Raw genomic sequence first — 25973 nt, forward strand, 5'->3', positions numbered from 1 at the left:
TTAATTACATTGTTGGGTGAAATCTATATTTATTAGTAGATTAAAAATCACAATAGAATTATTATGTACACATCTTTAAATAAGTATTATAGGAGTAACAGTTAATGAGACGTAACTTTGTTTTAGAATTAAGTAAAGCACCATTCGTACGAAATGTAGTATTAATGGCTACTGGTACTGCTGCAGCTCAAGTTGTTACAATGGTGTTTTCACCTTTTATTACCCGTCTTTACGGACCAGAGGTATTTGGGGTTTTAGGTGTGTTTATGGCAATAGTTGGAGTTGTTGCTCCAATAGCTGCTTTAAATTACCCAATCGCTATTGTGCTTCCAAAAAGTGATAGAGATGCCAAGGGATTAATTTATATTTCTATATTAGTTTCATTAATAATAGTAGTTTTAACATCAATTATTATAATAGTATTTGACTCGTTAATTGTTAAAATATTTAGAATTCAAGCAATAGAACCGTTTTTATATTTAATACCTGTTGTAATATTGTCTTCTGCCCTATTTCAAGTAGTTCAACAATGGTTAATTCGAACTAAGCAATATAGAGTTATTGCTAAGTTTGCATTTCTACATGCTATTATATTGAATGCTAGTAAAGTGGGGATAGGTTTGTTAAACCCTGTAGCAACAGTTCTAATTATAATTTCAGCCTTAGCTAACGCATTACATGCATTGATGCTTTATGCAGGTTCACCCCGAACCAATGGTGGTAATTTACTAGAAAAATATAAAGTCACAACATTAAAATTACTAGGTAAGAAATACATTGATTTTCCGCTATATAGAGCACCACAAGTTTTTATAAATTCAATATCTCAAAGCATTCCTATATTACTATTATCTAGTTTCTTTGGACCTGCTTCTGTTGGATTTTATTCTATAGCTAGGACAGTATTGCAAATACCTACTGGACTTATTGGGAAATCATTAAGTGATGTGTTATATCCACGTATTGCTGAGAAAGCCAATAAAGGAGAGAGTTTTACAAATTTATTAGTAAAAGGAACATTAGCACTTGTTGCTTTGGGTATTTTTCCGTTTGGAATTGTTGTCGTTTTTGGCCCCTGGTTATTTGGTTTTGTATTTGGCGATGAGTGGGTTCTTGCTGGAGAATATGCGAGATGGATGGCGTTATGGATGTTTTTTTTGTTTATAAATAGACCAAGTGTTAGTGCAATTCCAGTATTAAATATGCAGAGTAGCTATTTAATATATGAAGTTATTAGTATTTTATTTAACATCCTAGCCCTAATAATAGGGGTATATTTTTTTGAAAACGACATTATCGCAATTTTATTATACTCCGTAAGTGGTTCTATTACTTATATATATTTAATAATATGGGTGATCCAATCTAGTAAACAATTTAGAAGTACTAGGGTATAGGTATGTTTAAAACTATAGAATGAGCATCCTATGTTTTAAAAATCAGTTAATGTTTTACCTACAAGACTTTAGAAATATTTAACTCTATCGAAAAGGTAATATTTGCGGTTTAATAAGTCCTATTCGAAATAAACTAAAATTAAAGTGGGTGTTAAAATACTATGAACATCCTAGTAACCGGCGGTGCCGGATATATAGGTTCACACACTTGTGTTGCACTACTAGAAGCTGGCCATTCAGTCATTATTGCTGATAATCTATCTAACAGTAAGCGTGAGACTGTTATGAAAATCATGGATATAGCTGATAAAGAAGTAACCTTTTACGAGATTGATGTAACAGATGCAGAAGCTGTTGATATTATATTCAGAAATTACAAGATTGATGGAGTTATTCATTTTGCTGGTCTTAAAGCGGTTGGTGAATCAGTAGAAAAGCCACTTGAGTATTATTACAATAATATCGTGAGCACGATGGTTCTAACAAAAGCTTGTAAGATATATGGTGTCCATCGATTTGTATTCAGCTCATCTGCAACAGTGTATGGAGATAACAAAGTACCTTTTATAGAAACAATGGATCTCCTACCAACAACTAATCCTTACGGCGAAACGAAAGCCATGAGTGAGCGTATTCTTACCGATATAGCAAATGCAAACCCTGCTTTTTCATTATCAATTCTTCGATATTTCAATCCTGTAGGTGCCCATGAGAGCGGACAGTTAGGTGAGGCACCTAATGGTATTCCAAACAACCTTATGCCATATGTAACCCAAGTTGCAAAAGGTAAACTTGAGAAATTACGTGTGTTTGGAAATGACTACCCAACGGTAGATGGCACAGGGGTTCGAGATTATATTCATGTGGTAGATCTTGCTGAAGGCCATGTTGCTGCATTGGAAAGCCTTACTGAAGGTGTTCATGTTTATAATTTAGGGACTGGAAAAGGTACTAGTGTACTAGAATTGGTAAAAGCTTTTGAAGAAGCGAATGGTATAGAAGTTCCTTATGAAATCATCGATCGGAGACCTGGGGATATCGCTTCATGCTATGCGGATGCTTCAAAAGCAAAGAGGGAACTAGGCTGGACGGCAAAGCGAGATATTTTAGCGATGTGCCGGGATGCTTGGCGGTTTGAGAAGAATTATAAGGAATAGTGCGACTTAGTAATTTGCCCGCTGAGCTTAAATTGCTGGCGACTATATATGTCAAACTTAATTTTTATGAATTTAATATTTGAGCCATCGCTAAAATTCTAGAAATACCATATGAGGAACAAATTGATAAAGTAGGTCCAAACTTTGTTTCTTGATACTCTAATTCTTGGAGATAGCTACTATCATAAATCCTATTTTCGTAAGTTGATTAACCCCTTCATTATACGAAGCATTTTTCATACCTTCCACTCCTCCAGTTAACTTCCATTTTGAAGAGGTCATCATAGTGTAACTGAGGTTATTCTGGAAAAAAGTGTTCATCTTTATCTAGCAAAAACTGCTGTCTTGCAGTTACAATATATTACAGGCCATCATGGATCATTGCTTTATTACGGTATTTTAATCCTATAGGGGCACATGAGAGTGGGGTAATTGGAGAGGATCCCAATGGGTATGCCTAACAACCTTATTGCCATATATCACTCAAGTGGCAGTAGGGAAACTGAAAGAATTACAAGTGTTTGGGAATGACTATCTAACAGTAGATGGGACAGGCGTAAGGGACTATATTCATGTAGTGGATTTGGCTATGGGACATTTAAAAGCATTAGAGAAGGTCATGTCCAGTAGTGGAGTAGAAGCTTATAATCTAGGAACAGGTAAGGGGTACAGTGTACTTGAAATGGTTAAAGCTTTTGAGAAAGCATCAGGTAGACAAGTCCCTTATCGTATCGTTGATAGAAGACCGGGCGATGTAGGAATCTGTTACGCAGATCCATCTAAGGCTAAGAAAGAACTAGGATGGGTAGCAGAAAGAGGAATTGAAGAGATGTGTCGGGATTCTTGGAGATGGCAGGAGAAGAATCCGAATGGATTTGAGAGTAAGGTTTTAGTTTAATAGCAATATGATACTTTGAAACAATACTTTATAATAGACTTCTATAGCCCCTTTTAACCAAGGGGCTATAATTTTTGGAACTACACCTAAGTTGTGAAAGAGGGATTAAATAGGGTTTCAATTATCAAGGAAACAGATTGAAGCTGGAAAATTGCTGCGGTATAAGGTTTAATAAAATGTAATGTACTAAATGGGGCGATATTATGTGGGAGAAAATTGAAATCTACTTCTTTGATATTATGGGCTTGCTGATACCGGGGTTGATTTTTTTAACGGGTATAATCTTTACAACCCTATTTTTAATATCTGAAGAGGTAATTTCAGAAATTCAAAGTGCTTTAAAAGATATAGTATTATTTAAGGCCTTATTTGAATTTCACAAAGAAATACTAAGTCATTTTTGGCTAATAGTAGTATTTTATTTAGTAAATGCATATTTATTGGGGCATGTAATTAAAGTTATTTCAAAGGTTTACTATTGGATGTTTAGATTAATATTTGATGAATTTATTAACAAAATGGTTTTCTTTATATATAACTGGGGCGTCATCTTAGTTAAAAAAATTACAAATTATCTATTATCTAAAAAACCTAATTTTACTGAATATAAATCATTGGATGTATTCCGATTTATAAATGAGTATTTCAGAATGGTAAAGAAGTTTATAATCTATAATCTTAAAGTTGTATTTGTATTTAAGACTGAAGATTATGAAAAAGAAAACAAGGTCTTACTTGTTGAATCGATGAAAATGATAAATAAAAGATTCAATACAAAGTTTCCAGAAGAGTGGTATTCAGTATATAAATTAGCAAAAATAATAATCTATCATGAGAGTATAAAGAATATGAATGATACTTTTCTAGCTAAATATAATTTTTATCGGTCTATGTCATTTATATCATTTATACAAGTCCTAGTCTTATTTATATGTTATCTAAATCCTCAGTACTTCAACCCGTACTCTAACTTTATTATTGTTGGTCTATTAATAATAAACTTTGTCTTTTGGTACACATTTCATGAAAAATTTAAAAGGTATTTTAAACTTTGTGGTAATGAGACCTTGGTTTCTATTTATTATTATTTAAAGAGTACGGAAAAAGCTTAGGTAAACTAATTAATGGGACGTATATTCCTTTCAGGAGGACCCTTAATTGAAAGTCTTAAATGTAGTAATTCCTATATTTTTAACATTAGCTAGTGTATTTATTCCCATTAATGCACTAAATACAAAAAGTAATTTAGGTAGAACCTTTTTTACGGATGAACAAAAGATAAAGATTAAATACTTTAATACGTTTCTCTTTTCATTTTTGATTTCTGTTTCAATTACTTATTTTTATCGATTCTTCATATTGAATGGGGGAACGGTGCCTGTCACTCCTCGACTTTTCTTGTTTCACGGAAATGTTCCACGGGTTAAAGGCCTTCTTTTATGATATAGGGGGCTTTTTCCTTGGCTATAAATATTTTAGTTTCTGAAGGAATTTGGTGGTTCATACTGAACCATATTGTTAGATTCATTACTCATTATTTGTCTTCTAGGTGTAGCAGCCGTTCTTACTTCTAACGTAATCCAATTACACTTGACATATTAAAACAGTAACTTGGTTGACTGCATATAATCTATAGGGTTATAAAAAAAACTCAAAACTTAAAAGCCCCACTTACATATGTGAGTGGGGGGCGCTTGTTCAATCATATTAATAATCCTCATAATCCCTTATATTGTAACTAGATTTATATTTAAAGCCCCCTGATGAATTATGGCTGGAAGAAGTTCTTGTTGAATTCCTTCCTTTTGGTGCAAAATTCTCCTTTTTGTATTTGTTCTTAGTAGCATAATGGTTATACTTTTTCTCATTTTTTTTTACTGCTTTTGGTTTGTTTTTAGTTGGTAACTTCTTTTTAGGTTCAAGATTATCCATTTTATAGAGGTCAATCATTAAGTCTTTTATCTTTGAACGAATTATCTCAATACGTTCCTTGACCAAATAATTCTGTAGCTTTTTTTGTTGGTCATTCAACCTATCATAAATAGCGGTTAGCTCGAAAATAAGGTCAATCTTCTCTTTATTCAATTGTCTCTCCCCCTGAAAAGTATATGATTGTATCAAATAATTAATTCTATATAACGAACGATATATCCTGCGTAAAACAGTGGAACAGTGACTGTAACCACTCGACTTTTCTAGTCTCACAGGAATGTTCCACGGAAGTGTATATTTGGCCACTTATAAATGTATAAATGACCAGACTTTTTATGAATGGAAAAGGATCCAAAATACGCACGTGGTATATATAAAACGTGCCTATTTTAAGATCCTTCCTTTTATTTCTATATGTGTTATAGCCCCTGTTATTGCCATAAACGGATTTAGATGCTATTAAATGAGTGCCCTTCACTTTCTAATATGATTTTTGTCTTTTCGATGGAATGAGTTTTAACCAGTAGGTAATCTGTATATAGGTTGAAATGGCAAAGATACTGATATTATTTTCAGCCAAAGGATTGGCTAAAGACGATAATATTCCAGTTAAGCTAAAGTCTAAAACCCCCTCTACTTTTATACATACCAATCCTTTTCTACATCCTTTAATCCCTCATTGGTTGGTAAAGGGTTTGAGTGCCTGTCACCACCCGAGTTTTGTCAAAATTTGTAGAATGATAAATTAATAAATCCTGAGGTATGTAAATAGATCTCGGGCTTTTTAAATGTTTACTTTAAGTATTACTAGGTTTCTTATATTGGTACCGTGCACTGTCATACCCTGAACAATGTATCTTTATTCCACAAAAAAGAGAGGACCAAGTACTTACTACTCGGTCCTGTTCGTGTTATTGTTCTATTTTTTCAATGGATACACCTGGGATGGATATTTCTCCACCCATTGTAGATTGGTAAGTAATTAGACCAGCAGATAATCCCATAATTGTGATTACATCATCTTCTAATACTCTTGAATCAATAATGGAAGAATCAAATTCTCCAAAAAGAATAGTATCATAATCATCATTAACCGCTAATCTTATTTGAGTGGTAACGTCACCCTCCATTACTTGAACAACTTTCCCCTTGAATTTTACTTTTTCCGAAATATAATCATCCGGTGTTCTTGCTAGTTGATCATATGTAATACCTGTTTCATACCCTTTCTTTTCTTTCTCCTCTGCCAAGCGTTTTTCTTCGGCTGCCTTTGCTTCAGCTTCTTTACGTGCAGCTTCTTCCTTTGCCTTTTCTTCTGCTAAACGTTTTTCTTCAGCCGCCTTAGCTTCGGCCTCTTTTTGTTTCCGTTCTTCTTCCTTCAAATTGAAGAATGGTTCAGCTTCTTTTACTTTCGCTTCTAATTCTTCAATCTTAGTTTCATATTCCTTTTTTGTCGTTTCCAGGCTGTCAACCTGTTCATTTAGTTCGACATTTGCATTAACGACGGTACTTAATTCATCTTGGGAAGGGCCTCCAGCCGATCCAATCCATAGTGCGAGAAGGGCTATAAGAATATAGCGCCAATACTTTTTAGAAAATGACAAAATACGACTCATCTGTTTAGACTCCTTTTCAGTAAAATAGGACTATATTATAGTACTATACTACTATATATGAAATTAATAGTATACAATAAAAAGGGAATTTATTGTAAGTATGGATTGAGTGTCACTGTCACGCCCTGATTTTTATTGTTCCATATGGTGTTGCACGGAGTCCGGTGCCTGTGGTCACACCCGAGTTTTGTCGAGATTTGTAGAGTGATAGGGTGGGTGGTTTTACACTGTCTGGGAATGGTATCTCCTCGATTTTCTGCGTTTTCCTTACGCTTATTCGTTGTCCGCTAAGCCGGAGCAAACCCAATCTTTAACGCTGCAGTTATGATAAAATAGGACTAAAAAAATTGTAGGTGAGGATATGCACTTGTGCGAGCGCTGTGAATCGAATAAGGCAAAAGTTAGTTTGCAGATGGAAGAGACAAGCATGTACTTATGTACTCATTGTTATAATGACCTCATGGCGGAAGAACTCGAGATTGATTTAGAGCCGCTTCCAGAAACTTTTTCAATGAAGGATTATAAAGGGGTAAATCGCACCTTTTGCGTAGATAGACGAATTCATCCGAATGGCATTTTCTTGGAAGCAGAGGAAAATATAGAATTTGGCTACAAATTTGCTGTCCATGGTGAATTGGACAGCAATCAACAAGAACTACTTAACAAATTAATTGAAAAGGCACGAAAGGGTACTGGGGAGCAACAAGTTGAAACACGAGTCTTTCCGAGCGGACAGGCATACCATGCCATGATTAGTGATCAACTCACCGGGCTTATTGAGTATGATGAAACCTCTGACGGCACTCCACTTGTTATTCTTGATGGACAGCCATTTACATGGGAGGAAGTGGGGAAGATGCTTATGACGTACGAGGGTTTCCAGATAAAATTGAATCTATATGATCCTACAGATGATATAGAGTGAGTGTTTAAGACAGACCCTATCGTGCTCCGATTTTTTTATTATATAAAACATTCTACTGGGACAAAGCCTTCTTTTTTTGATAAAGGGGGCTTTTTCTTATGCTGAATATTTTTTTGCAGGAATTTGGTTCCTGCTGTCGAATCATTGGGTAGAGTCCTCATTATTAATGTCTTCTAGTATATCTGCTTTTTTCTTCATTCAGGGTTTTATTCCATCCTTTTTCTTTCTTTAAACTTAAAATTAAATAGTTGGAGGTCTTTTTGTGACGGTTAAAGTATCAAGTATTGGTCTTAAGGGTCTAGAGGGCTATCTTGTGCAAGTGGAGGTTCGGATTACACCTGGGACGGAGTCGGTGGTTATTGTGGGTTTGCCGGATGCGTCTGTGAAAGAGTCGCGGGAGCGGGTGATTGCAGCTCTGAGTCATTTTGGTGTGGATGTGACGGATCAGAAGGTGGTGGTTAATTTATCTCCTTCTGAACAAAAGAAAAACGGTCCGTTGTTTGATTTGGCCATTGGGATTGCTGCCTTAAAGGAGCTAGGTGTGATAGAAAAAGAGATTCCTAGAGATACAGCGTTTATTGGGGCATTGTCTCTTGATGGAACCATCGAAAGAGCTGAGGGGATGCTGCCGGCTCTCGTTTCTGCAAAAGAACTTGGTGTGAAACAAATCTATTTTCCTCATGATCCATTGATTCCAATTCATATGTTCGAAGGAATGGAGTGTGTGGTTGTTCATCATATTGAAGAGGTCGTCAACCACTTGGCTGGACAATGTCGTCTATCTTTCCTTCCACCGCATGAACATACAGAGCCCATTCTATTCAAGGAAGAACCCTATCCAAAAGATTTTGTACATGTGATTGGACATGAATATCCTAAACGAATCTTGGAAATCGCGGCTGCAGGAGAGCATAATGTATTAATGAGTGGTCCACCTGGCTGCGGGAAAAGCCTGCTAGCGGAAACCTTTCCGTCGATTTTTCCTTTGCTAACGACTAAGGCACAGTTAGAAGTGATGAGTCTTTATCAGGTGGCGGGAGAAAAACGAGAATCTTATCATCATGTTCCATTTCGACACCCTCACCATTCCGCATCTGCGGTTGCAATTATTGGGGGCGGTTCCTCACCGCGACCAGGGGAAATCTCGCTTGCTCATCATGGGGTATTGTTCCTTGATGAGATGGCCGAGTTTACAAAAAAGACGTTAGATATGCTGCGCCAGCCCCTCGAAACAGGAACTGTCACGATCAGTAGAGTCCATTCCACTGTTACCTATCCCTCTTCATTTCTGTTAATTGGAGCCATGAACCTGTGTCCATGTGGATATTTAGGGTCCAATCACCACTATTGTACTTGTTCAGAGAAACAAATCCTTTCTTACCGCCATCGCATTTCTGGGCCTGTTTATGACCGTATGGATATATTGTTATCCTTACAGTCCGTCAATTTAGATCAGACAGGAAAACAGCGAGAAACCTCGGCTGATCTTCGGGCTAGAGTGGAAAAGGCACGCGAACTCCAGTACCAGCGTTACCAGGTGGAAAAAACGAACGGAAAAGTACCGTTTGAAAGGTTAACAGAAACGAGTCCACTAACTCCTGAACAACAACGGATGCTGATGAAGGTAGCGGCAAAGCAAAACTGGAGCAATCGTGTTCAAGTCAAAATTATTCGCCTCGCCCGAACGATTTCCGATTTAGATGGGGAAGTGAAAATAACGGATGGTTCACTTTGGGAGGCTTGTGGTTTGAGGCGGTTGGGCGTGCAAAAACAGCAAAGCATCGCGAGGGAAACCTAATGGGCCGTCCGAAACGCATTTTTTTACCTAATCGTTATTATCACGTTGTGTGCCGCGGGAACCGACGAGATCCGCTTTTTCGAAATGCAACCGACTTCGAAGCCTTCTTCCATATCCTCCAACAGCTTCATGAAAAGTACCCTTTTGAAATGGCGTCTTATTGTTTTATGACAAACCACTTTCATTTTCAAATTTGTAGCCGAGAGACATCACTATCAAAGCTAATGGCGCTAGTGAATAAGCGATATGCCAACTATTACAATACAAAATATCGCATCTCCGGACATGTTTTTGAGAAAAGATTCTACGACAAGCTGATTGACGATAAAGAAGGGATGCTAGAAGTGAGTCGGTATATTCATTTAAATCCCGTTGAAGCAAGAATGGTCAAAAAGCCAGAGCATTATCCTTGGAGTAGTTATGGTTATTATTTTTATCCTTATCCTCAATACATTCCGCCACGGTTTATGAAATTGAACAAAATCACTGATTTTTATGAAGGAACGGAAGGAGAGAAGAGGGAGAAGTATTGTGGGAGTGTAGTTAGAAGTGCTTATCATACACCTGAGGATTCATAGTATATGAAAGAATCATATAAGCTGTTCTTGTAGAAATTTTGGTTGTGATTGCTGATGAATGAAGGATTTTATTTATGTTAGAATGAAAGATGAAAAGTGATCCCTTTACATATTAAGAGGCTAATCATCTTCTAGAAGGGAATTATTTTATAAGGCTCTTTTCTCAAACTTTGTTGCTTCTGATAGATATAAATAGAAAAGAATAAGCTGTGTTTTCACTGAATAGTAACTTTACATCAGGGGAAAAGAGTCAGTAACCTTAGTACGAACGCACAAAATGGCTTATCCGGCGTTAAAATCGGCTTTAGAATTTTAACAACAATCTTTACGAAAACAGCCTTTTATAAAGCAGAACGATTATTAGAATAAAAGTGTAGATCGTCTTTCCTTAGATGAAGCAATGCTTGTCTACAGCGCATAGATATAAAAAATGGAGAGGGTTGTATATGAGGTTTATTCATTCAAATGATCATCACCATCATTGTTGTGGGGTTAATGGCAATGGGCATGATTCATGCGTGGAACGGAGAAGGGCAGGTTGAGGCCAATTATTTGCTGATCGTGCTTGCCACTGTGGGAGCTTTAGGTGGGGTCGCATTTGCTTTATATGGATGGTATAGCACAAGGAACTTCCTAGGATCATTAACAAGGAAGTGGCTAAAGAGGTTAAGAAACTCGATCAAACGTATCAAGAAAAGCTCTATAGCCAGCAACAGGCATTACAAAAAATGAATGCAGTATATGCATGCGATACAAGATACAGAACAAAAGATCAGGCTACTAAAAGAAATTATTAAGTTGGATGCATCCATGTATAATGTTTATAATACGTTGGCTTATGAATATTGGTATATCAAGAGGGACCTAGATCAGGCTGAACAGTATTTTAAAGAATACCTTCAACACCACCCAAATAATTATCAAACCTTGTCTGACTTAGTATTTTTATATATTGATTATAAAGAATGGCGATTAGCGTTAAAGATATTAAAAGAGACGTTAAGTGTGAGGCCAGAAACCTGGAAGGATTTTGACCGTGATCCTAGGATTGAGCCTCTAAGAGAAGAGAAACCTAATGAGTATGAGGACGCCTTGAATATTGGGAGAATGCACCCTTCTGAATAAGGATGAATACATTCATGTGTCCGTATGAACAGGACTATCATTATTTCAAGGGGGAAATAGTGAGACCTGAGTTCTTGTCCGCAGAACTCAGGTCTTTTTGTAAATTTTATGTCGAGGTTGTTATTGCTGCTACCAGTTGCTGTTTAGTACGAAAGTTCAATTGGTAGTTAAGAAAATGGGTTTCCATTCCATCAACGACCAATCCCATAATCAGCAAATAGTACTGAAATTGGTAGGAGGTTTGTTGTTGAATTCATTCGATTGGACTATTCATCTTGATCGTCTGTATCCACAATTCTAATAATCTCATTGGAGTCTGAAACTTTGAGTGACTCTGCAATCTTCCGAATATGGTCAATATGAATAAATTCTCTCTTTTGATTCGCCAGTTGACTTAGAGCTGCATGGCGAATGTCTGTTAACCTACTCAATTCTCTAATAGAAGAAATCTTACGTGATTTCATTAATTCATATAGAGTTATCCGAACTTCTTTTCCCATAGCTCTCTACATCCAATCTAATAGGCTTATATAGAAAAACTATCATATAGGAAATCTAAAGGTGGTACGCCTACGCGTACCATTTTTAGATTAGGATGGCGAAAAGATGAACTCTTCAGTATAAATGGTTCAAATGTCTGAAAAAACACCTACTTTCTTAGAAAACGTTCCAAAAAGGGGGACTTTTCAAACTCATTTTTTGCATTTCATAATGTGGATTAACGAAAACATTATCGGTCATTAAGTTAAACTATAAAGGGAGGGGAAGAGTAAAACATCTCCTCCCTTTATTTGTTCAGCTGATTATACTTGCTCCTCTTCCGCAGCTGTTCCACTCACCCAATCATAAAAAGGCACAGGACGTTCTGGAATCATCATGTGAATGGTTTTTCTGCGATTTTTCCGATCGAATGCATGCACCATGTTGAGAATTGCTGCTCTAGCATACGGTGAAATCTGTTCACTAGGTATATCCCTGTTTCTACCTGTCTTCACTGTTTCCTCGACAAAGGTGGCAATCAATGTTTCCCACGCTTGTTTGCTCCATCTTTCAGGTGCGTAGAGAGGATAAAACTCATGAGAGGCGAGTGTTAGAGCTTGTTTGAAATTTTCCTCTTCAAGGAAAGGATTGTTTGGTTCTTGTAAATTAACAATGTTTCTTTTACTCTTCTGTATTTGTTGCCTCTTTATTTCTTTTTCTTTATTTAATAGTTGTTGATTTTGGACTGTCGGAGTCTGACTGTCCGTTTTGGAATGTCCAAAATCTACATTCGGAATAGACACAACAAAATTCGTCTCCGGTAGTAAATGTTGGAACGGAGCACTAATATCTCGAATACATAAGCCATTATCTGTAATTTCGGTTATTCTTGCACTTACTTCTTCATCCATGAAAGGGACATCTGATACATGATAGGAGTGAATGGTCTTGCTTCCGTCTCGGTATGTAATATGGACCCAATACTTCTTTTCCTCAAGTTCGGCAATTGCATTGGTAATTGGCCCGCGTCCAAATTTTCGGTAGAGATGGGTCTTTTGGATTTGCCAGTTGGCTGGCATGGACATTAAGTGAGCAATTAAGCCAATGGAGCGGATATCCGATAATGAATTTTGTAACACGTGGTTCTCGATCTGCGCAAACTGTGATGTTTTTTGACGTTTGATAATTCCGTTCATTTGAGTCTCCTTCTAGATGGGCCATCTATTGTATGATTTTTGGTTTGTGTCCGTGGAGAGGGGAGTCCCTCCTAAGAAAGGCTCCCCCTCTTTTTATAAAAGCTATTTTTTATCTTTTGTTCTTCTTTTCGCTGGATCTAGTATAAAATGAATGGTTTTAGTATCCGAGCCTCTCGTCATTTTTTCGAGTTGTTCAGCTGTTTGAAGCTTGGTGTTGAAGGAGTATAGTCGATTTGGAATAACAACATGGCTCCCATTGATAAAGTAAACCATCGTTTGGTTGTTGAAAGAGATGGTTCTTTTAATCTGCAGGGGGTTCAACCAGATGGCGTCTTCATGTTTATGTGAACGCGTTGGGAACACGACAATTCGGTGAATAGGATTGACCATAATCGGACACATGTGGATATCGCCCAGTAGCTTCCTAGATGTTTCAAGTGCTCCACGATAATTAAAGCCGATTGACTGGATACTGGCATTCAGAATCTCGATGGGGGATTGGTCCACCATGAACGTCCCGTTTGTATCGGTAACTTGCGCGCAAAACTTTCCGCAGCGGTCATATTGGCCCGTCATGTACATAAATTGTGTATCGATGAAATAGTGGTTTTTCATAATCACGAGGTTGGCTCCTTCAAAAGTTGATTTTGTTGTAATCGATTTCAAATTGGTTTGAGTGCAGGTTAAAATGTCTGGCTGTTTTGAGGCAGTGGTAAAAATTAAATTTCTCTCAACGTAAGGCTATGTTCTGCGTGGGATTCTAGTTGAAACTTTTATTCTTGAGGGTGTTAACTTTAGATGGAGGAGGATGACCCATCACTGCATGATTAGAAGGGTTTATTCTCATCATCTGTGTTTTCAATCATTCCGAGAAGGTAAGGACTTCACGGAATGATGAATAAGTCCTATGAAAAATTTACCATAAGAAAAATGGCTAGATGGAACGTCTATGCGTACCATTTCTTGTAAAATTATGTCGATATGTTGAAACTAGGGAAAGGATGGAATAGAAGAGGGAATGGAGGGGAAATGGCTTTCCTTCACAGAGGAATCATTCAGGTTCTGGATAGAGATATTTGAGAAACGGTAGTTATAGATGATAGGTAATGGTTGGTACCTGACTCCCTTTCACACCAATATAAGGTATTAAATAGTTGCAATAAAAATAATATGAGACCGATTGTAGTGATCAGTTTTACTATCTTAGTAAGAAAGGAATGGATGGGTACCCTTGAATCACCTGTCACGAATCTTTCAACTACCCTATAGTCATTAAGAACCATTTAGAGAGAATCATTTGTTTTAGAAGGAGACTCTCGTTTATACTATTAATGTCAGAAAATTCAATAAGTAAAAAGGGGTTGATGTGGAATGTTGAAAAGAAGGCTATCTGTTTTCCTCATCTTTGTGTTGTTCCTGTCTATTTGCTCTGGTGTTGCAGCTGAAGAACCTACATATGAAGTGAAAAGTGGCAAGATGATGTTTGAAGGGTATGAACGTACCTATAAGTACTATGTTCCTTCGACGTATACAGGAAAGAAGGCCCTTCCTTTGATGCTATCCTTCCACGGATCGGGGAGTAGTTCGGACGGACAAATTTTACTAACCGACTATCATAAGCTTGCTGAGAAAGAGGGGTTCATCGTTGTTTTTCCGGATAGAACAGTAATCAATGAGAACGATGAAGTGATTATCCCTGAAAACAATGAATTTAATCCTAGTTCTCCTATCACCAGAAGATGGAATACGGGGACAGCAACAGGGACACTGGCAGGGATTGATGATGTGGGGTTTACCTCCGCTTTGATTGATCATTTTGATGCAGCCTTTAATATCGATACAAGCAGAGTCTATGCTACAGGCATGTCCAATGGAGCGATGTTTTCAAACCGTTTAGCTGTGGAGCTTTCCGACAAGGTTGCGGGGATCGGCGCTGTCACTGGCCAATTAGGTTCTATGTACGCAGACAAAACTCCTAAAGCGCCAATTACCGTTGTTCATGTCATGGGGGATACCGATCCTGTTGTTCCGTATGAAGGAAGACCTGGATCCCTTCTATCCGTCGATGAAACAATCGATTACTGGAAACAGGCAAACGGTACTGTATCAAAAGCTAGAGTAACAGAACTGCCGCAAACCGTAGAGGGAGACCCGACAAAAATCTTCCGTGAAGTGTATGGCGGTGGAAAATATGGTACGGAAGTCATTTTGTATAAGGTTGAAGGTGGCGGACATACCTGGCCAGGAGGTCCACAGTATCTCAAACCGAACCAAATTGGATTAACAAGTTACCACATCCATGCAAGTGAGGCCATTTGGAATGAACTTAAGACTCATAAACTAGCTAAATTGAAGAATCATAAATAATGCTCGAGAATGGATCCCTCTTTCTGGTGATAGGGGGATTTTTTATGGTGAAAACTTGAGAAACAATTTACAAAGGGGTTTTTAAGAGGAGTTGGCATTGGTTTGTCAATTTATTTTTCATAGGACTTCAACGACTTTTATCAAATGTGGCAGAATTATGTCGAAAGAACACGAACGCTTTTTCACTCCAGATTGGAAATTTTATGGTAAAATGTACCTATACATGGATTAGAAAAAGGCAAACTTCTCGAAAGATTAGGACGCAAAACTACAGGTCTAAGGTGAATCCACTAGGACGGCTGGGTTGCCTAAAATAGTACATATTTTAGGAGGTTATGATGGTTACAGCAGTGTTAGCACAAGAACTAAACCTAGACCTCGAATGGGTGGAACTCATCAACGAGGCCCTGGACCTGGGAATCCCTATTGAGGAAATTAGAGTGTTTCTTAATCAATAATTATTGGACCTTATTGGGTCCTTTTTTCGTTTTGTAAGACATTTGGTTGTGGTCTCTAGTAATGGGGCGTCAGAGTGAGTCACAAGGACACCCCGAGTTTACTTGTTTCACAGAATGTTTCCCGGTAGTATACCATAATTAGTTTAGGTCTTTTTATGTGTAAAGAGGCTCTTTTTAGACCAAGAAGTAAAAATTCCGCCTCTACTTTGAAGGATATTGTGTGAATATGTCGAAATGATTTGGTTGATTCTATATTCTCCCTTTTCTTTAGGGACCCTGTGTCTGCCACGCACCGATTACTGGGTTTTGTCTAAAGAGATTGATGGCGTTTGTTCGCCTAGAGAATAGCATCTTTAACTGAAAAGCTTGTTAAGAGAAGGGATTAAAATGGTCATGGTTATTAAAATTTTAGTAGATATCATTAAGGAATATTCTAAGCAGATTAATTTCCCTATCCTTTTCATTTTATCGGGTTTTATTTGGGGCATTTATTTAATTTGGATAGGGAGGGAAATACCAGCTAACCTTCTTCTAGGGTTAACGGTCTTTAGTATTTTTTTAGCCATTTATGAATATTTCAAGTTACATAAATTGAAAAATGAAACTCATGGAAAATTTGAGAAGGCAAATAAGTTTGAAACTCCGCAAAGAGTATTGCTAACGATTGGTATCCTTGTTTCTCTATCCCTTATCGTATTCTATGATTTTTTCCTAGTGGCATTAGAACAAGCTTTGAATGACTATGATCTCTCTAAAGAAGAGATTGTCAAAAGAATTGGTGATACAGGAACGCTGCTTGGTCCTGCATTGGTCATTTATACCGTAGGAAAGAACTCTGAAATACGTAAAATAAAAGAAAAAGCGTCCAATAACGAAGTGAAAGTGCAAAGTAAGCCCAGACCATCAAAAAGAAAAAAGAAGAAACGGTAAAAAGGGATCGTGTATGATCACCTTGGGAAACGGTGCCTGTTACGACAAATGGTTGGACTATTGTGGGTCGGGTTTACATCGATTTTAATATTCTGCAAGATGTGTTACCTTGGCATCTTATTTTAGGGAAAGGTCCTCTTTTTTATAGGAGGGCCTTTTCTCGTTTTAAAAGCTTTAGTGAGTGAAAGAAGACTGAGTGTAGTGGATGAATACGACAGTTTCTTATTGATGAAAGCCACAGCCACGTTTGGCAAGGCCAGCTACGGGGCTCTTAACTGGTCAAATCTATAAGCGGAACCGTGTTTGTCCAGCGTTGAATAGAGCGTTAGCATTCTACTACGCCAACCGGGATAAAGAACCTATCCTCATGTTTTAGGATAGTAAAAAAGAATGATAGTTTATTGATGAATATTAGAAGGCGGGTCGTTTATCTCATTACATTTGGTTTAATTTTACTAATATGGTAAATATTTCTTGATTGCCGTTGTCTCTTTAAATATACTAAAAACTGACAAAAATCACCAATAGGAGGTAATCATGAAAAAAATTGTAGTGCCCTTTTTAGTGGCTGCAGGATTGTTATTCGTCGGCCAACAGGATGTAGGGGCAAAAGACTTAACAGAGATCAAATCAAAAAGAGGGTTTAATTCCATCCAATTGGAGACGGAAAATCTCAAAGGAAACTATATCAAAGTTTATAGGGATGGGGAGAAAGTCTGGGAAGGGAATAAGAAAGAATATGTGGATGCAAATCTAGAACCAGATTACTCGTATACATATAAAATCGGTGTCTATGATAATGAAAAACTAGTAGATATTGTATCACACCGAGCTAAAACGAAAAAAGAAAAGCCAACAAAGGAAGATAAGGCTACAGATACTACATATTCTGAAGAAACGGATCTAGTCTCTACAGTTGGAAAGGATTTTGTCACATTAGAATGGGAGACAATTCCTGATGATGACGGGATCTATGAAATTTACCGAGATGGAAAGTTATTGGATCAAGTTTCAACTACAAAATACACTGATTCTACAGTGAATAATGGTCAAGATTATTTATATGAGATTGTTTCCTCTAAAGAGGTATCAAACAAGCAGAAAAAAGAAATCAAAAAGCAATTAAAAGAGAATGATATCGACTATTCGAAAATCGATAAAGAGTATTTATTTAATGAAGTGAAGACAGTAGGAAAAGTAGTTGAAACGGTTGAAGAGATTTCAGAAGCAGAATTAGAAACAATTGATGTTCCAGAGGAATTTGTGGAAGCTCCGATTCAAACTTTAGGAATTCCAGACGTGGGAGCAGAAGTTCCGGCGTATATATTCCGATACCAAACCTTTATTCCTTTTGCGTCAGTGGATAATCCAAATCAACTCCATGAAACACTAATTGGGAAATATGGAACAAGACTAAAAGGGGACAATAGAGGATACGATCCTTTTTCAAATAAATATCGAACGAGAGTAGATGTTTTTGCTGATTGGTGGTACCCCGATTTATATGCAGACCGTTTAGTAGGAGAAAGTGTACTCTATGACTCTTCTGGTAATGTTTTAATGCGAGATACTGAAAGTAATAGTGGAATTAAAGTAACTAAAGATTTAGTGTCTAGTACAAAAATGATGTGGAGAGTCAATCATGATGTAGGTATTCCTTTTCACTCCTCTTATCCAAACATCACCTATTATTATGAGGGAACCGTCTATAAAAACGGTACTTTTAGCTTAAGAGGATCACATGATAAAGCTCCGAATCATGAACTTTACGCTGGAAATGCCTATACGGATATAAGACCTTTAACGGCATATACCTATGCTGTTGGAAGTACTTTGGACTTTGGATATTTAGCTCCTGGTACTCCTCAAAAATATTTTGAAGTTAGTATGTAATGAATATTTGTAGGAGAGCCAGATCCTGGTTCTCCTTTGTTATTTAGATTCATTTAGAAAAGGAGTTTATATGATTAAAGAAATAAAGCATAAACTTATTGCTGGGTTTTTCACGGCCCTGAATTCAGGATTCATCTATTATTTGGTTGAATCTAAAGGCGCTGAGGTAGTGACTAACCAAAGTACTTTAACCAATCTAATTGGTGCTACGGTAAAGATTTTAGCGTACTCATTTATTTATGTACTACCCATAATTTTTATTATTGGAATCCCAATCTCGATTCTCATTGATTTTCTTTTAAAAAAGGTTCGTTTGGATCAAAGCATTTTCTCTTTTATACTTCATATTTCTGTCTTTGGTTTAGGAATCCTTTTATATTGGGGAATCACCCTTGGTCTAAATAATATTAGTTTTATTTCTGAGCCAGAACTGGTTTATAACTTATTTATGTTTGTATATACTCCAGGTGTCTTTTGGCTGATAAACAATCTGTTAAAGAAAACAAAGGCTTAAAACCTTTTGAGGAGTGTGCTCTACTGTCACCTCCCCGTTATTAAATTTCACTGTTCGTTAAGGCCTTCTTTATAGGAAAGGGGGCCATTTTCTATTTGCCCAGCATAAAACCTTAGGTGCATTACTGGTCATGTAGATAAGTTGAATTGCATTTGTCCAGCATGGTTTAGATTGTTAGCATTCTTTTACCGCAAAAGTGGAAGGCAGGTGGGACAAGGGACCTGTCCCCCTTGTCCCACTCTCTTTGTTGATTAGCTTCGGTATGTTGGTGATCGCTTTTCTGGACTTTACAAATAAAGATAAGGACCAAGACTCCTGAACACGCTGAGAGGCGTGTTATTTTTTTTGTATGTGGAAACGGTTCTGGAAATTATCATTCCTGTGATTAGGATATGAAACTGTCCCTTGTCTTAACAAAATAGTGTGTAGCATGTGCGTACAAATTTTTCTATTGGATGGATTGTTTTTGGAGAGTAAAGTGATTGAAGAAAATGAAAGGGTTGTCCGAGTGAAAAGGTACGAATAAAAATGATTTATTGGTAAATCCCCTTCATTTATAGGTTTTACGTCCTCTTTATACAACTACTTTTAAGGATATCCAAAAACATAGCGTGATCGCCTTAGATAGCTAAACTAGAATAGCTTTGCATATTGTACGTACATAGAAGGGCGTTATTTTGTGAAAAAAGGATGACCTTACGCTGGAATCAAACTGTTTGTCATTGACATGTACGTATAGGTTAAGTAAGATATTGGTAATAGATGAATGCGTTTTCAGTTAACTGAAGATTGCGTTTATATAAAATACTAAGGGGTGATTCTTACATAAATTACACAGGGATACTTAGTTTGTTTAATGGACAAATAATCTAAAGGTGGGGGTTGCAAGTGAATAGAAAAAGTCTTTCGATTTTTAGTGTTCTGCTATTATCTTTGGTTTTTGTACTAACAGCATGTGGCGGTGGCGGAGGAAACAGTGCGGAACCTGCGAGCTCTGATGATACAAAAGTGGCTGGTTCAGATCTTGAAAATGCAACAGAATTAACTTTTTGGACTTTTGCGGGAACACACGCTGATTTTTATGTAAATGCTGCTGAAAGATGGAATGAACAAAATCAGGATAAACCAATCAAATTAAAGGTTGAAAATTATCCATTTGACCAAATGCACAATAATTTATTGATGGCCTTGCAATCTGGATCTGGGGCACCTGACTTGGTGGATATTGAGTTAGCGAAGTTTCCGAACTTTTTAAAAGGGGACATTCAGCTAGAATCTCTGAATGATTTGATTGAGCCTGAATTAGATAGTTTCATAGCAGAGAGATTGGATATTTACTCAAAGGATGGAAACTACTATGGAGCTCCAACGCACTTAGGTGCTTCCGTTGTCTACTATAATACCGATATCATGGAACAGGCTGGCGTCGATATCGATTCAATCGTTACTTGGGATGATTATGTAGAAGCTGGGAAAAAAGTAGTGGAAGCGACAGGAAAGCCAATGACAACCATCGCGACAAACTGGTATGGAATTTGGCCGTTTGTTGCCCAAAGAGGTTCGGACTTCTTTGACGAAAATGGAGAAGTGACTTTAGACAACGAAAAAAATATTGAAACCCTTCAATTCATTGATGATTTAGTGAACAAGCATAAAATTGCTGAAATTGCTCCAGGAGGACAATACCATTCAGAGGAATTCTATGGAGCGATGAATCAAGGTAGTCAAGCGTCATTAGTGATTCCGATGTATTACATGAAGGATTTCACCACTTATATGCCTGACCTCAAAGGGAAAATCCAAATCCGTCCGATGCCGAAATGGTCTGATTCTGATTATCAATCGGTCACAATGGGTGGAACAGGAACGGCTGTTACGAACCAATCTGAACATGTTGATTTAGCGAAAGAGTTCTTATACTTTGCGAAGTTGTCTAAAGAAGGAAACATCCAGTTATGGAAGGAATTAGGTTTTGACCCTCCACGTTGGGATGTTTGGGAAGACCCACAAATGAGGGAGGATAATGAATATTATCAGTACTTCCACGATGATATTTTTGATATTTTACTAGCTATTCGTGAAAATGTTGCCGGTATTCGTTTATCTGAGTATACCCCTGACGTGTTAACCGAAATTGATACAAATATTATGCACAGTGTTCTTAGAGAACAAAATCTTACTCCAGAAGAAGCATTAAAACAATCAGCTGATACGGTAAGGCAGAAAGCTGGTAGCAAAGAATAAAGATGGAATGGGCAGGGTAAAACCTGTCCATCTATCTCATTTTATAATGTTAGAAGGGATAAAATGGCCGAGTTAAATGCGAATAACAGGAAAAACACGCTGCCTTTGGTGAAAGAAAAAAAGGGAAATAAAGTGCTGAAATTCTTTAACTCCCAAAAGGTAGTGCCGTATATTTTTGTGTTTCCGTTTATTGTTTCCTTTGCAATCCTGACCTTATATCCTACGATTCAAGCAATAATCATGAGCTTTCAGAGGATTTTACCAGGTCAAGTAGAATTTATCGGGTTCCAAAACTACGAAAGAATCTTTAATCAGGCTTTTTATAAGGCATTAACGAATTCTACCGTCTATATGCTTCTTACGGTGTTGATCTTAGTCACGATTCCAATCATTTTAGCCATGCTGCTAGATTCTAAGTTAGTACGGTTCAAAACGTTCTTTCGTTCTGCCTTATTTATACCAGCATTAACCTCGATCGTTGTTGCCGGTGTTATTTTTCGATTGGTTTTTGCAGAATCAGAGAATGCGATTGCGAACCAAATCATCGGGTTTTTTGGCTTTGAACCTGTTAGTTGGCAATTTAATGCATGGTCAGGGATGTTGATCATGGTCATTATGGCTTCCTGGAGATGGATGGGAGTCAATGTTCTATACTTTTTAGCTGGGTTACAGAATATTCCTAAGGAGTTGTATGAATCCGCTGAAATGGATGGGGCGAATCTCTTTCAAAAGTTTCGGCACGTTACGCTTCCATTTTTAAAACCAATCATTATTTTTGTTACAACCATCAGTATTATTGGTGGTTTTCGAGTATTCGAAGAAAGTTATGTGATTTGGGAAGGAAACTCACCAGGAAATATTGGGTTAACACTTGTTGGGTTATTGTATCAGCAGGGGATTCAACAAAATGATATGGGCTTTGGTGCCGCGATTGGTGTCGTGCTCCTCCTGCTAATCTTTGTAGTTAGTATTATTTACTTGTTGATGACAGGTGCATTTAAAAGAGGTGACGAGTAGGATGAAGAAAAACAATACCTTAACAAAATGGATCTTTAATATCCTCTTTATCGTGGTAGCGTTCATTGCCTTATTTCCTTTATTAAGCTTAATCATCTCCTCGTTTCGCCCATCATCCGAATTAATGAGAAACGGGATCACATTCTCCATCAATTGGAATGAGCTCTCGCTAAGCAATTACACGCATATTTTCACCCAATCTCCTGACTATTGGGCCTGGTATGGGAACAGTTTGATTATTAGCTCCTTAACGATTGTATTATCGTTATTTTTCTCTTCGATGGTTGGCTATGCGATGGCGGTCTATGATTTCAAGGGAAAAAATTTGCTGTTTCTATGTGTACTCGTCATCATCATGATTCCGTTTGAAGTCTTGATGCTGCCCCTTTATCAATTGATGATTGATGTTAATTTAATCAATACGTATATCGGAGTCATGTTGCCGTTAATTGTTGCACCGACGGCTGTGTTTTTCTTTCGACAATACGCCCTCGGGCTTCCAACTGAATTGATGGATGCTGCTAGAATTGACGGATGTACAGAGTATGGCATTTATTTTAAAATAATGGCGCCATTGATGCTGCCTTCTTTCTCCGCAATGGCCATTCTCCAGGGATTAAACAGTTGGAATAATTTCTTATGGCCACTACTGGTGATCCGTTCTAATGATTTATTTACATTGCCAATAGGGTTGGCCACTTTGTTGACGCCTTACGGAAATAATTATGACACCTTAATTGCTGGAGCGGTCATGACGATTCTCCCAATTATTGTTCTCTTTATTTTCTTCCAACGATATTTTGTTGCAGGTTTAGCTTCAGGTAGTGTAAAAGGATAATTTCGTGATAGAAAGGTGAAAAAGGATGAGGAGCCAGAAAGTTGTACAATCTCTAGACAGATTCTTTACCTGGATTACTCGTTTGGTCGTCATCAATGTCTTATGGGTTCTTTATACCTTGATGGGGCTCGTTGTTGGGGGGATATTTCCGGCGACCATGGCTGTTCTAAAGATTTTCAGAAAGTGGATCATGGGGGATCAGGAAGTTCCCATTTGGAGGACTTTTAAACAAGAGTACCGCCAAGCATTTATTCAATCGAATGCAGTGGGGTGGATTCTTACATTTGCAGGGATGATTCTTTATCTAAATTATTTAGTGATGAAAAGCATGGGCGAGATGAACATTGTTTTTTATGTTGCGTTTTACCTATTGGTTTTGTTTTACCTGAACTTGGTTATCTGGTCGTTCCCGCAGTTGGCTCATTATAATGGAAAGATTCGCGACTTTTTTCGAAATTCCATCATCTTGGGCTTTGGACGGTTCCACTATACGATGCTGATCGTGGGTTATATTTTTATCGTCTTGTATCTTTCGTTAAGGTTTCCTGGTCTTCTCCCTTTTTTCACGATTAGTATCGTTACATATGGATGGATATGGCTTTCCATGACTGTTTTTCAAAAGAGTCCGCTAAAATTGATGTTAGAAAGGTGAAGAGAATGACTTACAAGGCAAAGATGATCATCGATAAATCTTATAAAATATCGGAAGTAAATCCGCGAATTTATGGATCTTTTATTGAACAATTAGGGCGTGCGGTTTATGGCGGAATCTATGAACCTACTCATACGAGTGCGGATGAGGATGGTTTCCGTCAAGATGTGATGGAGCTCGTAAAAGAATTAAACGTGCCCATTATTCGTTATCCTGGTGGGAATATGGTTTCTGCCTACAATTGGGAAGATGGAGTTGGACCGAAAGAATCAAGACCGAAACGTTTAGATTTGGCCTGGGGATCGTTAGAAACAAATCAAGTTGGCACAAATGAGTTTGCTACATGGGCTAAGAAAGTGGAAGCTGAAGTCATGATGGCTGTTAACCTAGGGACGCGTGGCATCGATGCTGCCCGAAATTTAGTTGAATATTGCAATCATCCAGGAGGAACGTATTGGAGTGATTTAAGAAAAGAGCATGGCTTTCATGAACCTCACCAGATAAAAGTCTGGTGTTTAGGAAATGAAATGGACGGTCCTTGGCAAATTGGTATGAAAACGGCCTATGAGTATGGCCGGCTTGCAGCGGAAACAGCCAAAGCTATGAAACTAGTAGACCCTACTATTGAATTAGTGAGTTGTGGAAGTTCAGGTTCCGGCATGGCCACTTTCCCTGAGTGGGAAGCACAGACGCTGGAGCATACGTATGAATATGCGGATTATATCTCTCTTCATCAATATTATGGGAACCGAGATGGTGATACAGCGAACTATTTAGCGAACACCTTAGACATGGATAATTTTATTAAAACGGTCATTGCGACTTGTGATTATATGAAAGCAAAGAAACGCAGCAAAAAAACGATGCAGTTAAGCTTTGATGAATGGAATGTATGGTTCCACTCAAATGAGCAAGACAAGGAAGTGGAGCCTTGGTCTGTCGCTCCACCTTTATTGGAGGATATTTATACCTTTGAAGACGCGATTCTCGTAGGGAGCATGCTCAATACCTTGCTAAAACATTCAGATCGAGTAAAAATGGCTTGCATGGCACAGTTAGTGAATGTGATTGCTCCGATTATGACCGAAACAGGTGGGGGCATCTGGAAGCAAACGATCTTCTATCCATACTATTATACTTCTGTCTATGGACGCGGAACGGCGCTGCATTCCATCGTGGATTCTCCTAAGTATGATAGTAAAGACTTTACGGATGTCCCATATTTGGATCAATCGGTTGTTTTTAATGAAGAAAAAGAAGAATTGGTCATTTTTGCGGTCAACCGAAATTTAGATGATACCTTGTTGGTGGATGTCGATATTCGTTCATTCGAAGGATATGACTTAGTTGAACATGTCGTGCTTGAAAATGACGATCCAAAAGCGATCAATACCATTCACTCTGAACAAGTGAAACCACACAATCGTCGTGATTCTTCTGTTGAAAACGGGACATTGACGGCTGTGTTGCCTAAGTTGTCATGGAATATGTTGCGATTGAAGAAAGGTGAAAAGTGATTATATGGTGAAAACACCCCGCTCTGGTTGGGAGAGTGGGGTGTTTCTATGAGGTGTTTGACTAAGAAATAGCCGTAGCTCCTTTTCGTAGAGACTAGCAGTTTTTATGTCAACAAGCTTTCAGATTCGCTCTTTTTTCTAGCTGCGGTCGAGCTTCGAATCACCAGTTCTGGTTCGTATATGATTGAGGATGGAACATCATTAGATGGTCCATTTTCGATTGCGTTCACAATCCATTTTGCTGCATCTTGACCCATCTCTTCTTTAGGGTGTTTCACACTCGTCAGCTTAATTTCTGATGCTTCTGCTAATAAGGAATCATCAAATCCAACGTTGGAAATTTCCTCAGGGATTTTGATGTTTAGTTCTCTTAATAAAGAATAATGTATAAAGCAATCTCGTCAACCTCAATGAGATGAGGTATACAATATTTGGCGTACT

At 37.6% G+C, this 25973-nt stretch carries 26 protein-coding genes, 1 pseudogene and 1 riboswitch; of the genes and pseudogenes, 20 read left to right on the plus strand and 7 right to left on the minus strand.

The features are described from left to right. The first annotated feature begins 104 nt into the window (after nucleotides 1–104). From M3182_RS14680 to M3182_RS14695, 4 genes and pseudogenes are all read left to right on the plus strand, one after another. The gene (locus M3182_RS14680) at nucleotides 105–1397 is read left to right on the plus strand and encodes a lipopolysaccharide biosynthesis protein (protein WP_251558715.1); all 1293 of its coding nucleotides are present in this window, start codon (nucleotides 105–107) and stop codon (nucleotides 1395–1397) included. Nucleotides 1398–1558: 161 nt separating this feature from the next. After that, entirely contained in the window at nucleotides 1559–2554 is a 996-nt protein-coding gene (gene galE / locus M3182_RS14685; protein ID WP_251558717.1) for a UDP-glucose 4-epimerase GalE, read from the plus strand. Between the two features lie 371 nt (nucleotides 2555–2925). Further along, nucleotides 2926–3452, plus strand: a pseudogene (locus tag M3182_RS14690) (GDP-mannose 4,6-dehydratase); the annotation flags it as partial. A 203-nt stretch (nucleotides 3453–3655) separates the two neighbouring features. Continuing rightward, entirely contained in the window at nucleotides 3656–4564 is a 909-nt protein-coding gene (locus M3182_RS14695) for a hypothetical protein (protein WP_251558720.1), read from the plus strand. A gap of 595 nt (nucleotides 4565–5159) precedes the next feature. Here the strand turns inward: M3182_RS14695 and M3182_RS14700 are convergent. From M3182_RS14700 to M3182_RS14710, 3 genes are all read right to left on the minus strand, one after another. After that, a complete protein-coding gene (locus M3182_RS14700) occupies nucleotides 5160–5537 on the minus strand; it encodes a hypothetical protein (RefSeq protein ID WP_251558721.1) in 378 nt (125 codons plus the stop codon). A 328-nt stretch (nucleotides 5538–5865) separates the two neighbouring features. Beyond that, complete coding sequence (locus M3182_RS14705) at nucleotides 5866–6036, minus strand: ACT domain-containing protein (RefSeq protein WP_251558723.1); 171 nt, start codon at nucleotides 6034–6036, stop codon at nucleotides 5866–5868. A 259-nt stretch (nucleotides 6037–6295) separates the two neighbouring features. Then, on the minus strand, nucleotides 6296–7000 hold the full coding sequence (locus M3182_RS14710; protein ID WP_251558725.1) for a toxin regulator: 705 nt from the start codon (nucleotides 6998–7000) through the stop codon (nucleotides 6296–6298). A 361-nt stretch (nucleotides 7001–7361) separates the two neighbouring features. Here M3182_RS14710 and M3182_RS14715 point away from each other — a divergent pair, with 361 nt between their 5' ends. From M3182_RS14715 to M3182_RS14735, 5 genes are all read left to right on the plus strand, one after another. After that, nucleotides 7362–7925 carry a DUF7686 domain-containing protein gene (locus M3182_RS14715; protein WP_432806710.1) on the plus strand — a complete coding sequence of 188 codons (564 nt, stop codon included), beginning with the start codon at nucleotides 7362–7364 and terminating at the stop codon, nucleotides 7923–7925. Nucleotides 7926–8187: 262 nt separating this feature from the next. Beyond that, complete coding sequence (locus tag M3182_RS14720; protein ID WP_251558729.1) at nucleotides 8188–9723, plus strand: YifB family Mg chelatase-like AAA ATPase; 1536 nt, start codon at nucleotides 8188–8190, stop codon at nucleotides 9721–9723. After that, entirely contained in the window at nucleotides 9723–10301 is a 579-nt protein-coding gene (locus M3182_RS14725) for an REP-associated tyrosine transposase (RefSeq protein WP_251558731.1), read from the plus strand. The genes M3182_RS14720 and M3182_RS14725 overlap by 1 nt, the downstream gene beginning before the upstream one ends. Nucleotides 10302–10766: 465 nt before the next feature. Beyond that, complete coding sequence (locus tag M3182_RS14730) at nucleotides 10767–11033, plus strand: hypothetical protein (RefSeq protein WP_251558733.1); 267 nt, start codon at nucleotides 10767–10769, stop codon at nucleotides 11031–11033. A 9-nt stretch (nucleotides 11034–11042) separates the two neighbouring features. Then, on the plus strand, nucleotides 11043–11426 hold the full coding sequence (locus M3182_RS14735; protein ID WP_251558735.1) for a tetratricopeptide repeat protein: 384 nt from the start codon (nucleotides 11043–11045) through the stop codon (nucleotides 11424–11426). Between the two features lie 266 nt (nucleotides 11427–11692). Here the strand turns inward: M3182_RS14735 and M3182_RS14740 are convergent, their stop codons facing one another. From M3182_RS14740 to M3182_RS14750, 3 genes are all read right to left on the minus strand, one after another. Beyond that, nucleotides 11693–11926 carry a helix-turn-helix domain-containing protein gene (locus tag M3182_RS14740; protein WP_251558737.1) on the minus strand — a complete coding sequence of 78 codons (234 nt, stop codon included), beginning with the start codon at nucleotides 11924–11926 and terminating at the stop codon, nucleotides 11693–11695. A 303-nt stretch (nucleotides 11927–12229) separates the two neighbouring features. Then, entirely contained in the window at nucleotides 12230–13102 is an 873-nt protein-coding gene (locus tag M3182_RS14745; protein ID WP_251558740.1) for a hypothetical protein, read from the minus strand. A 102-nt stretch (nucleotides 13103–13204) separates the two neighbouring features. Beyond that, nucleotides 13205–13717 (minus strand): competence protein ComK, encoded by a 513-nt coding sequence (locus M3182_RS14750; RefSeq protein WP_251558820.1) that lies wholly within the window; start codon nucleotides 13715–13717, stop codon nucleotides 13205–13207. A 756-nt stretch (nucleotides 13718–14473) separates the two neighbouring features. Between M3182_RS14750 and M3182_RS14755 the strand changes: the two genes are divergently transcribed. From M3182_RS14755 to arfA, 11 genes are all read left to right on the plus strand, one after another. Next, nucleotides 14474–15469 carry a CE1 family esterase gene (locus M3182_RS14755; RefSeq protein ID WP_251558742.1) on the plus strand — a complete coding sequence of 332 codons (996 nt, stop codon included), beginning with the start codon at nucleotides 14474–14476 and terminating at the stop codon, nucleotides 15467–15469. Nucleotides 15470–15696: 227 nt separating this feature from the next. Next, a riboswitch (cyclic di-GMP riboswitch) is annotated at nucleotides 15697–15781 on the plus strand. Between the two features lie 23 nt (nucleotides 15782–15804). Continuing rightward, on the plus strand, nucleotides 15805–15927 hold the full coding sequence (locus tag M3182_RS14760; protein ID WP_432806711.1) for an anti-repressor SinI family protein: 123 nt from the start codon (nucleotides 15805–15807) through the stop codon (nucleotides 15925–15927). A gap of 393 nt (nucleotides 15928–16320) precedes the next feature. Next, entirely contained in the window at nucleotides 16321–16857 is a 537-nt protein-coding gene (locus M3182_RS14765) for a hypothetical protein (RefSeq protein WP_251558744.1), read from the plus strand. A gap of 537 nt (nucleotides 16858–17394) precedes the next feature. Continuing rightward, complete coding sequence (locus M3182_RS14770) at nucleotides 17395–18750, plus strand: DUF3238 domain-containing protein (protein ID WP_251558746.1); 1356 nt, start codon at nucleotides 17395–17397, stop codon at nucleotides 18748–18750. 70 nt (nucleotides 18751–18820) lie between these two features. Continuing rightward, the gene (locus tag M3182_RS14775) at nucleotides 18821–19264 is read left to right on the plus strand and encodes a hypothetical protein (protein WP_251558749.1); all 444 of its coding nucleotides are present in this window, start codon (nucleotides 18821–18823) and stop codon (nucleotides 19262–19264) included. A gap of 196 nt (nucleotides 19265–19460) precedes the next feature. Next, nucleotides 19461–19583, plus strand: coding sequence for a putative holin-like toxin (locus tag M3182_RS26610; protein ID WP_490715555.1), 123 nt, complete (start codon nucleotides 19461–19463; stop codon nucleotides 19581–19583). 569 nt (nucleotides 19584–20152) lie between these two features. Next, the gene (locus tag M3182_RS14780; protein WP_251558751.1) at nucleotides 20153–21508 is read left to right on the plus strand and encodes an ABC transporter substrate-binding protein; all 1356 of its coding nucleotides are present in this window, start codon (nucleotides 20153–20155) and stop codon (nucleotides 21506–21508) included. Between the two features lie 63 nt (nucleotides 21509–21571). Continuing rightward, on the plus strand, nucleotides 21572–22525 hold the full coding sequence (locus M3182_RS14785; protein ID WP_251558753.1) for a carbohydrate ABC transporter permease: 954 nt from the start codon (nucleotides 21572–21574) through the stop codon (nucleotides 22523–22525). Nucleotide 22526: 1 nt separating this feature from the next. After that, nucleotides 22527–23363 carry a carbohydrate ABC transporter permease gene (locus tag M3182_RS14790; protein WP_251558755.1) on the plus strand — a complete coding sequence of 279 codons (837 nt, stop codon included), beginning with the start codon at nucleotides 22527–22529 and terminating at the stop codon, nucleotides 23361–23363. Between the two features lie 25 nt (nucleotides 23364–23388). Continuing rightward, the gene (locus M3182_RS14795; RefSeq protein ID WP_251558757.1) at nucleotides 23389–24015 is read left to right on the plus strand and encodes a YesL family protein; all 627 of its coding nucleotides are present in this window, start codon (nucleotides 23389–23391) and stop codon (nucleotides 24013–24015) included. 5 nt (nucleotides 24016–24020) lie between these two features. Continuing rightward, nucleotides 24021–25532 (plus strand): arabinosylfuranosidase ArfA, encoded by a 1512-nt coding sequence (gene arfA, locus M3182_RS14800; protein ID WP_251558759.1) that lies wholly within the window; start codon nucleotides 24021–24023, stop codon nucleotides 25530–25532. Between the two features lie 104 nt (nucleotides 25533–25636). On the opposite strand, the gene M3182_RS14805 is transcribed toward arfA, so the two are convergent. Next, complete coding sequence (locus M3182_RS14805; protein WP_349775457.1) at nucleotides 25637–25921, minus strand: substrate-binding domain-containing protein; 285 nt, start codon at nucleotides 25919–25921, stop codon at nucleotides 25637–25639. Nucleotides 25922–25973: the final 52 nt, after the last annotated feature.

Origin of the sequence: Mesobacillus maritimus (assembly GCF_023715205.1) — a bacterium.
GTDB lineage: Bacteria > Bacillota > Bacilli > Bacillales > Cytobacillaceae > Mesobacillus_B > Mesobacillus_B maritimus_C.

What these genes read in the sequence shown, in the direction of transcription:
- M3182_RS14740 (WP_251558737.1), bottom strand. Translation starts at nt 11,926, where the DNA reads ATGGGAAAAGAAGTTCGGATAACTCTATATGAATTAATGAAATCACGT.
- M3182_RS14730 (WP_251558733.1), top strand. Translation starts at nt 10,767, where the DNA reads ATGATCATCACCATCATTGTTGTGGGGTTAATGGCAATGGGCATGATT.
- M3182_RS14785 (WP_251558753.1), top strand. Translation starts at nt 21,572, where the DNA reads ATGGCCGAGTTAAATGCGAATAACAGGAAAAACACGCTGCCTTTGGTG.
- M3182_RS14735 (WP_251558735.1), top strand. Translation starts at nt 11,043, where the DNA reads ATGCATGCGATACAAGATACAGAACAAAAGATCAGGCTACTAAAAGAA.
- M3182_RS14710 (WP_251558725.1), bottom strand. Translation starts at nt 7,000, where the DNA reads ATGAGTCGTATTTTGTCATTTTCTAAAAAGTATTGGCGCTATATTCTT.
- M3182_RS14715 (WP_432806710.1), top strand. Translation starts at nt 7,362, where the DNA reads ATGCACTTGTGCGAGCGCTGTGAATCGAATAAGGCAAAAGTTAGTTTG.
- M3182_RS14680 (WP_251558715.1), top strand. Translation starts at nt 105, where the DNA reads ATGAGACGTAACTTTGTTTTAGAATTAAGTAAAGCACCATTCGTACGA.
- M3182_RS14725 (WP_251558731.1), top strand. Translation starts at nt 9,723, where the DNA reads ATGGGCCGTCCGAAACGCATTTTTTTACCTAATCGTTATTATCACGTT.
- arfA (WP_251558759.1), top strand. Translation starts at nt 24,021, where the DNA reads ATGACTTACAAGGCAAAGATGATCATCGATAAATCTTATAAAATATCG.
- M3182_RS14795 (WP_251558757.1), top strand. Translation starts at nt 23,389, where the DNA reads ATGAGGAGCCAGAAAGTTGTACAATCTCTAGACAGATTCTTTACCTGG.
- M3182_RS14765 (WP_251558744.1), top strand. Translation starts at nt 16,321, where the DNA reads ATGGTTATTAAAATTTTAGTAGATATCATTAAGGAATATTCTAAGCAG.
- M3182_RS14745 (WP_251558740.1), bottom strand. Translation starts at nt 13,102, where the DNA reads ATGAACGGAATTATCAAACGTCAAAAAACATCACAGTTTGCGCAGATC.
- M3182_RS14770 (WP_251558746.1), top strand. Translation starts at nt 17,395, where the DNA reads ATGAAAAAAATTGTAGTGCCCTTTTTAGTGGCTGCAGGATTGTTATTC.
- M3182_RS14790 (WP_251558755.1), top strand. Translation starts at nt 22,527, where the DNA reads ATGAAGAAAAACAATACCTTAACAAAATGGATCTTTAATATCCTCTTT.
- M3182_RS14750 (WP_251558820.1), bottom strand. Translation starts at nt 13,717, where the DNA reads ATGAAAAACCACTATTTCATCGATACACAATTTATGTACATGACGGGC.
- M3182_RS14695 (WP_251558720.1), top strand. Translation starts at nt 3,656, where the DNA reads ATGTGGGAGAAAATTGAAATCTACTTCTTTGATATTATGGGCTTGCTG.
- galE (WP_251558717.1), top strand. Translation starts at nt 1,559, where the DNA reads ATGAACATCCTAGTAACCGGCGGTGCCGGATATATAGGTTCACACACT.
- M3182_RS14755 (WP_251558742.1), top strand. Translation starts at nt 14,474, where the DNA reads ATGTTGAAAAGAAGGCTATCTGTTTTCCTCATCTTTGTGTTGTTCCTG.
- M3182_RS14760 (WP_432806711.1), top strand. Translation starts at nt 15,805, where the DNA reads ATGATGGTTACAGCAGTGTTAGCACAAGAACTAAACCTAGACCTCGAA.
- M3182_RS14775 (WP_251558749.1), top strand. Translation starts at nt 18,821, where the DNA reads ATGATTAAAGAAATAAAGCATAAACTTATTGCTGGGTTTTTCACGGCC.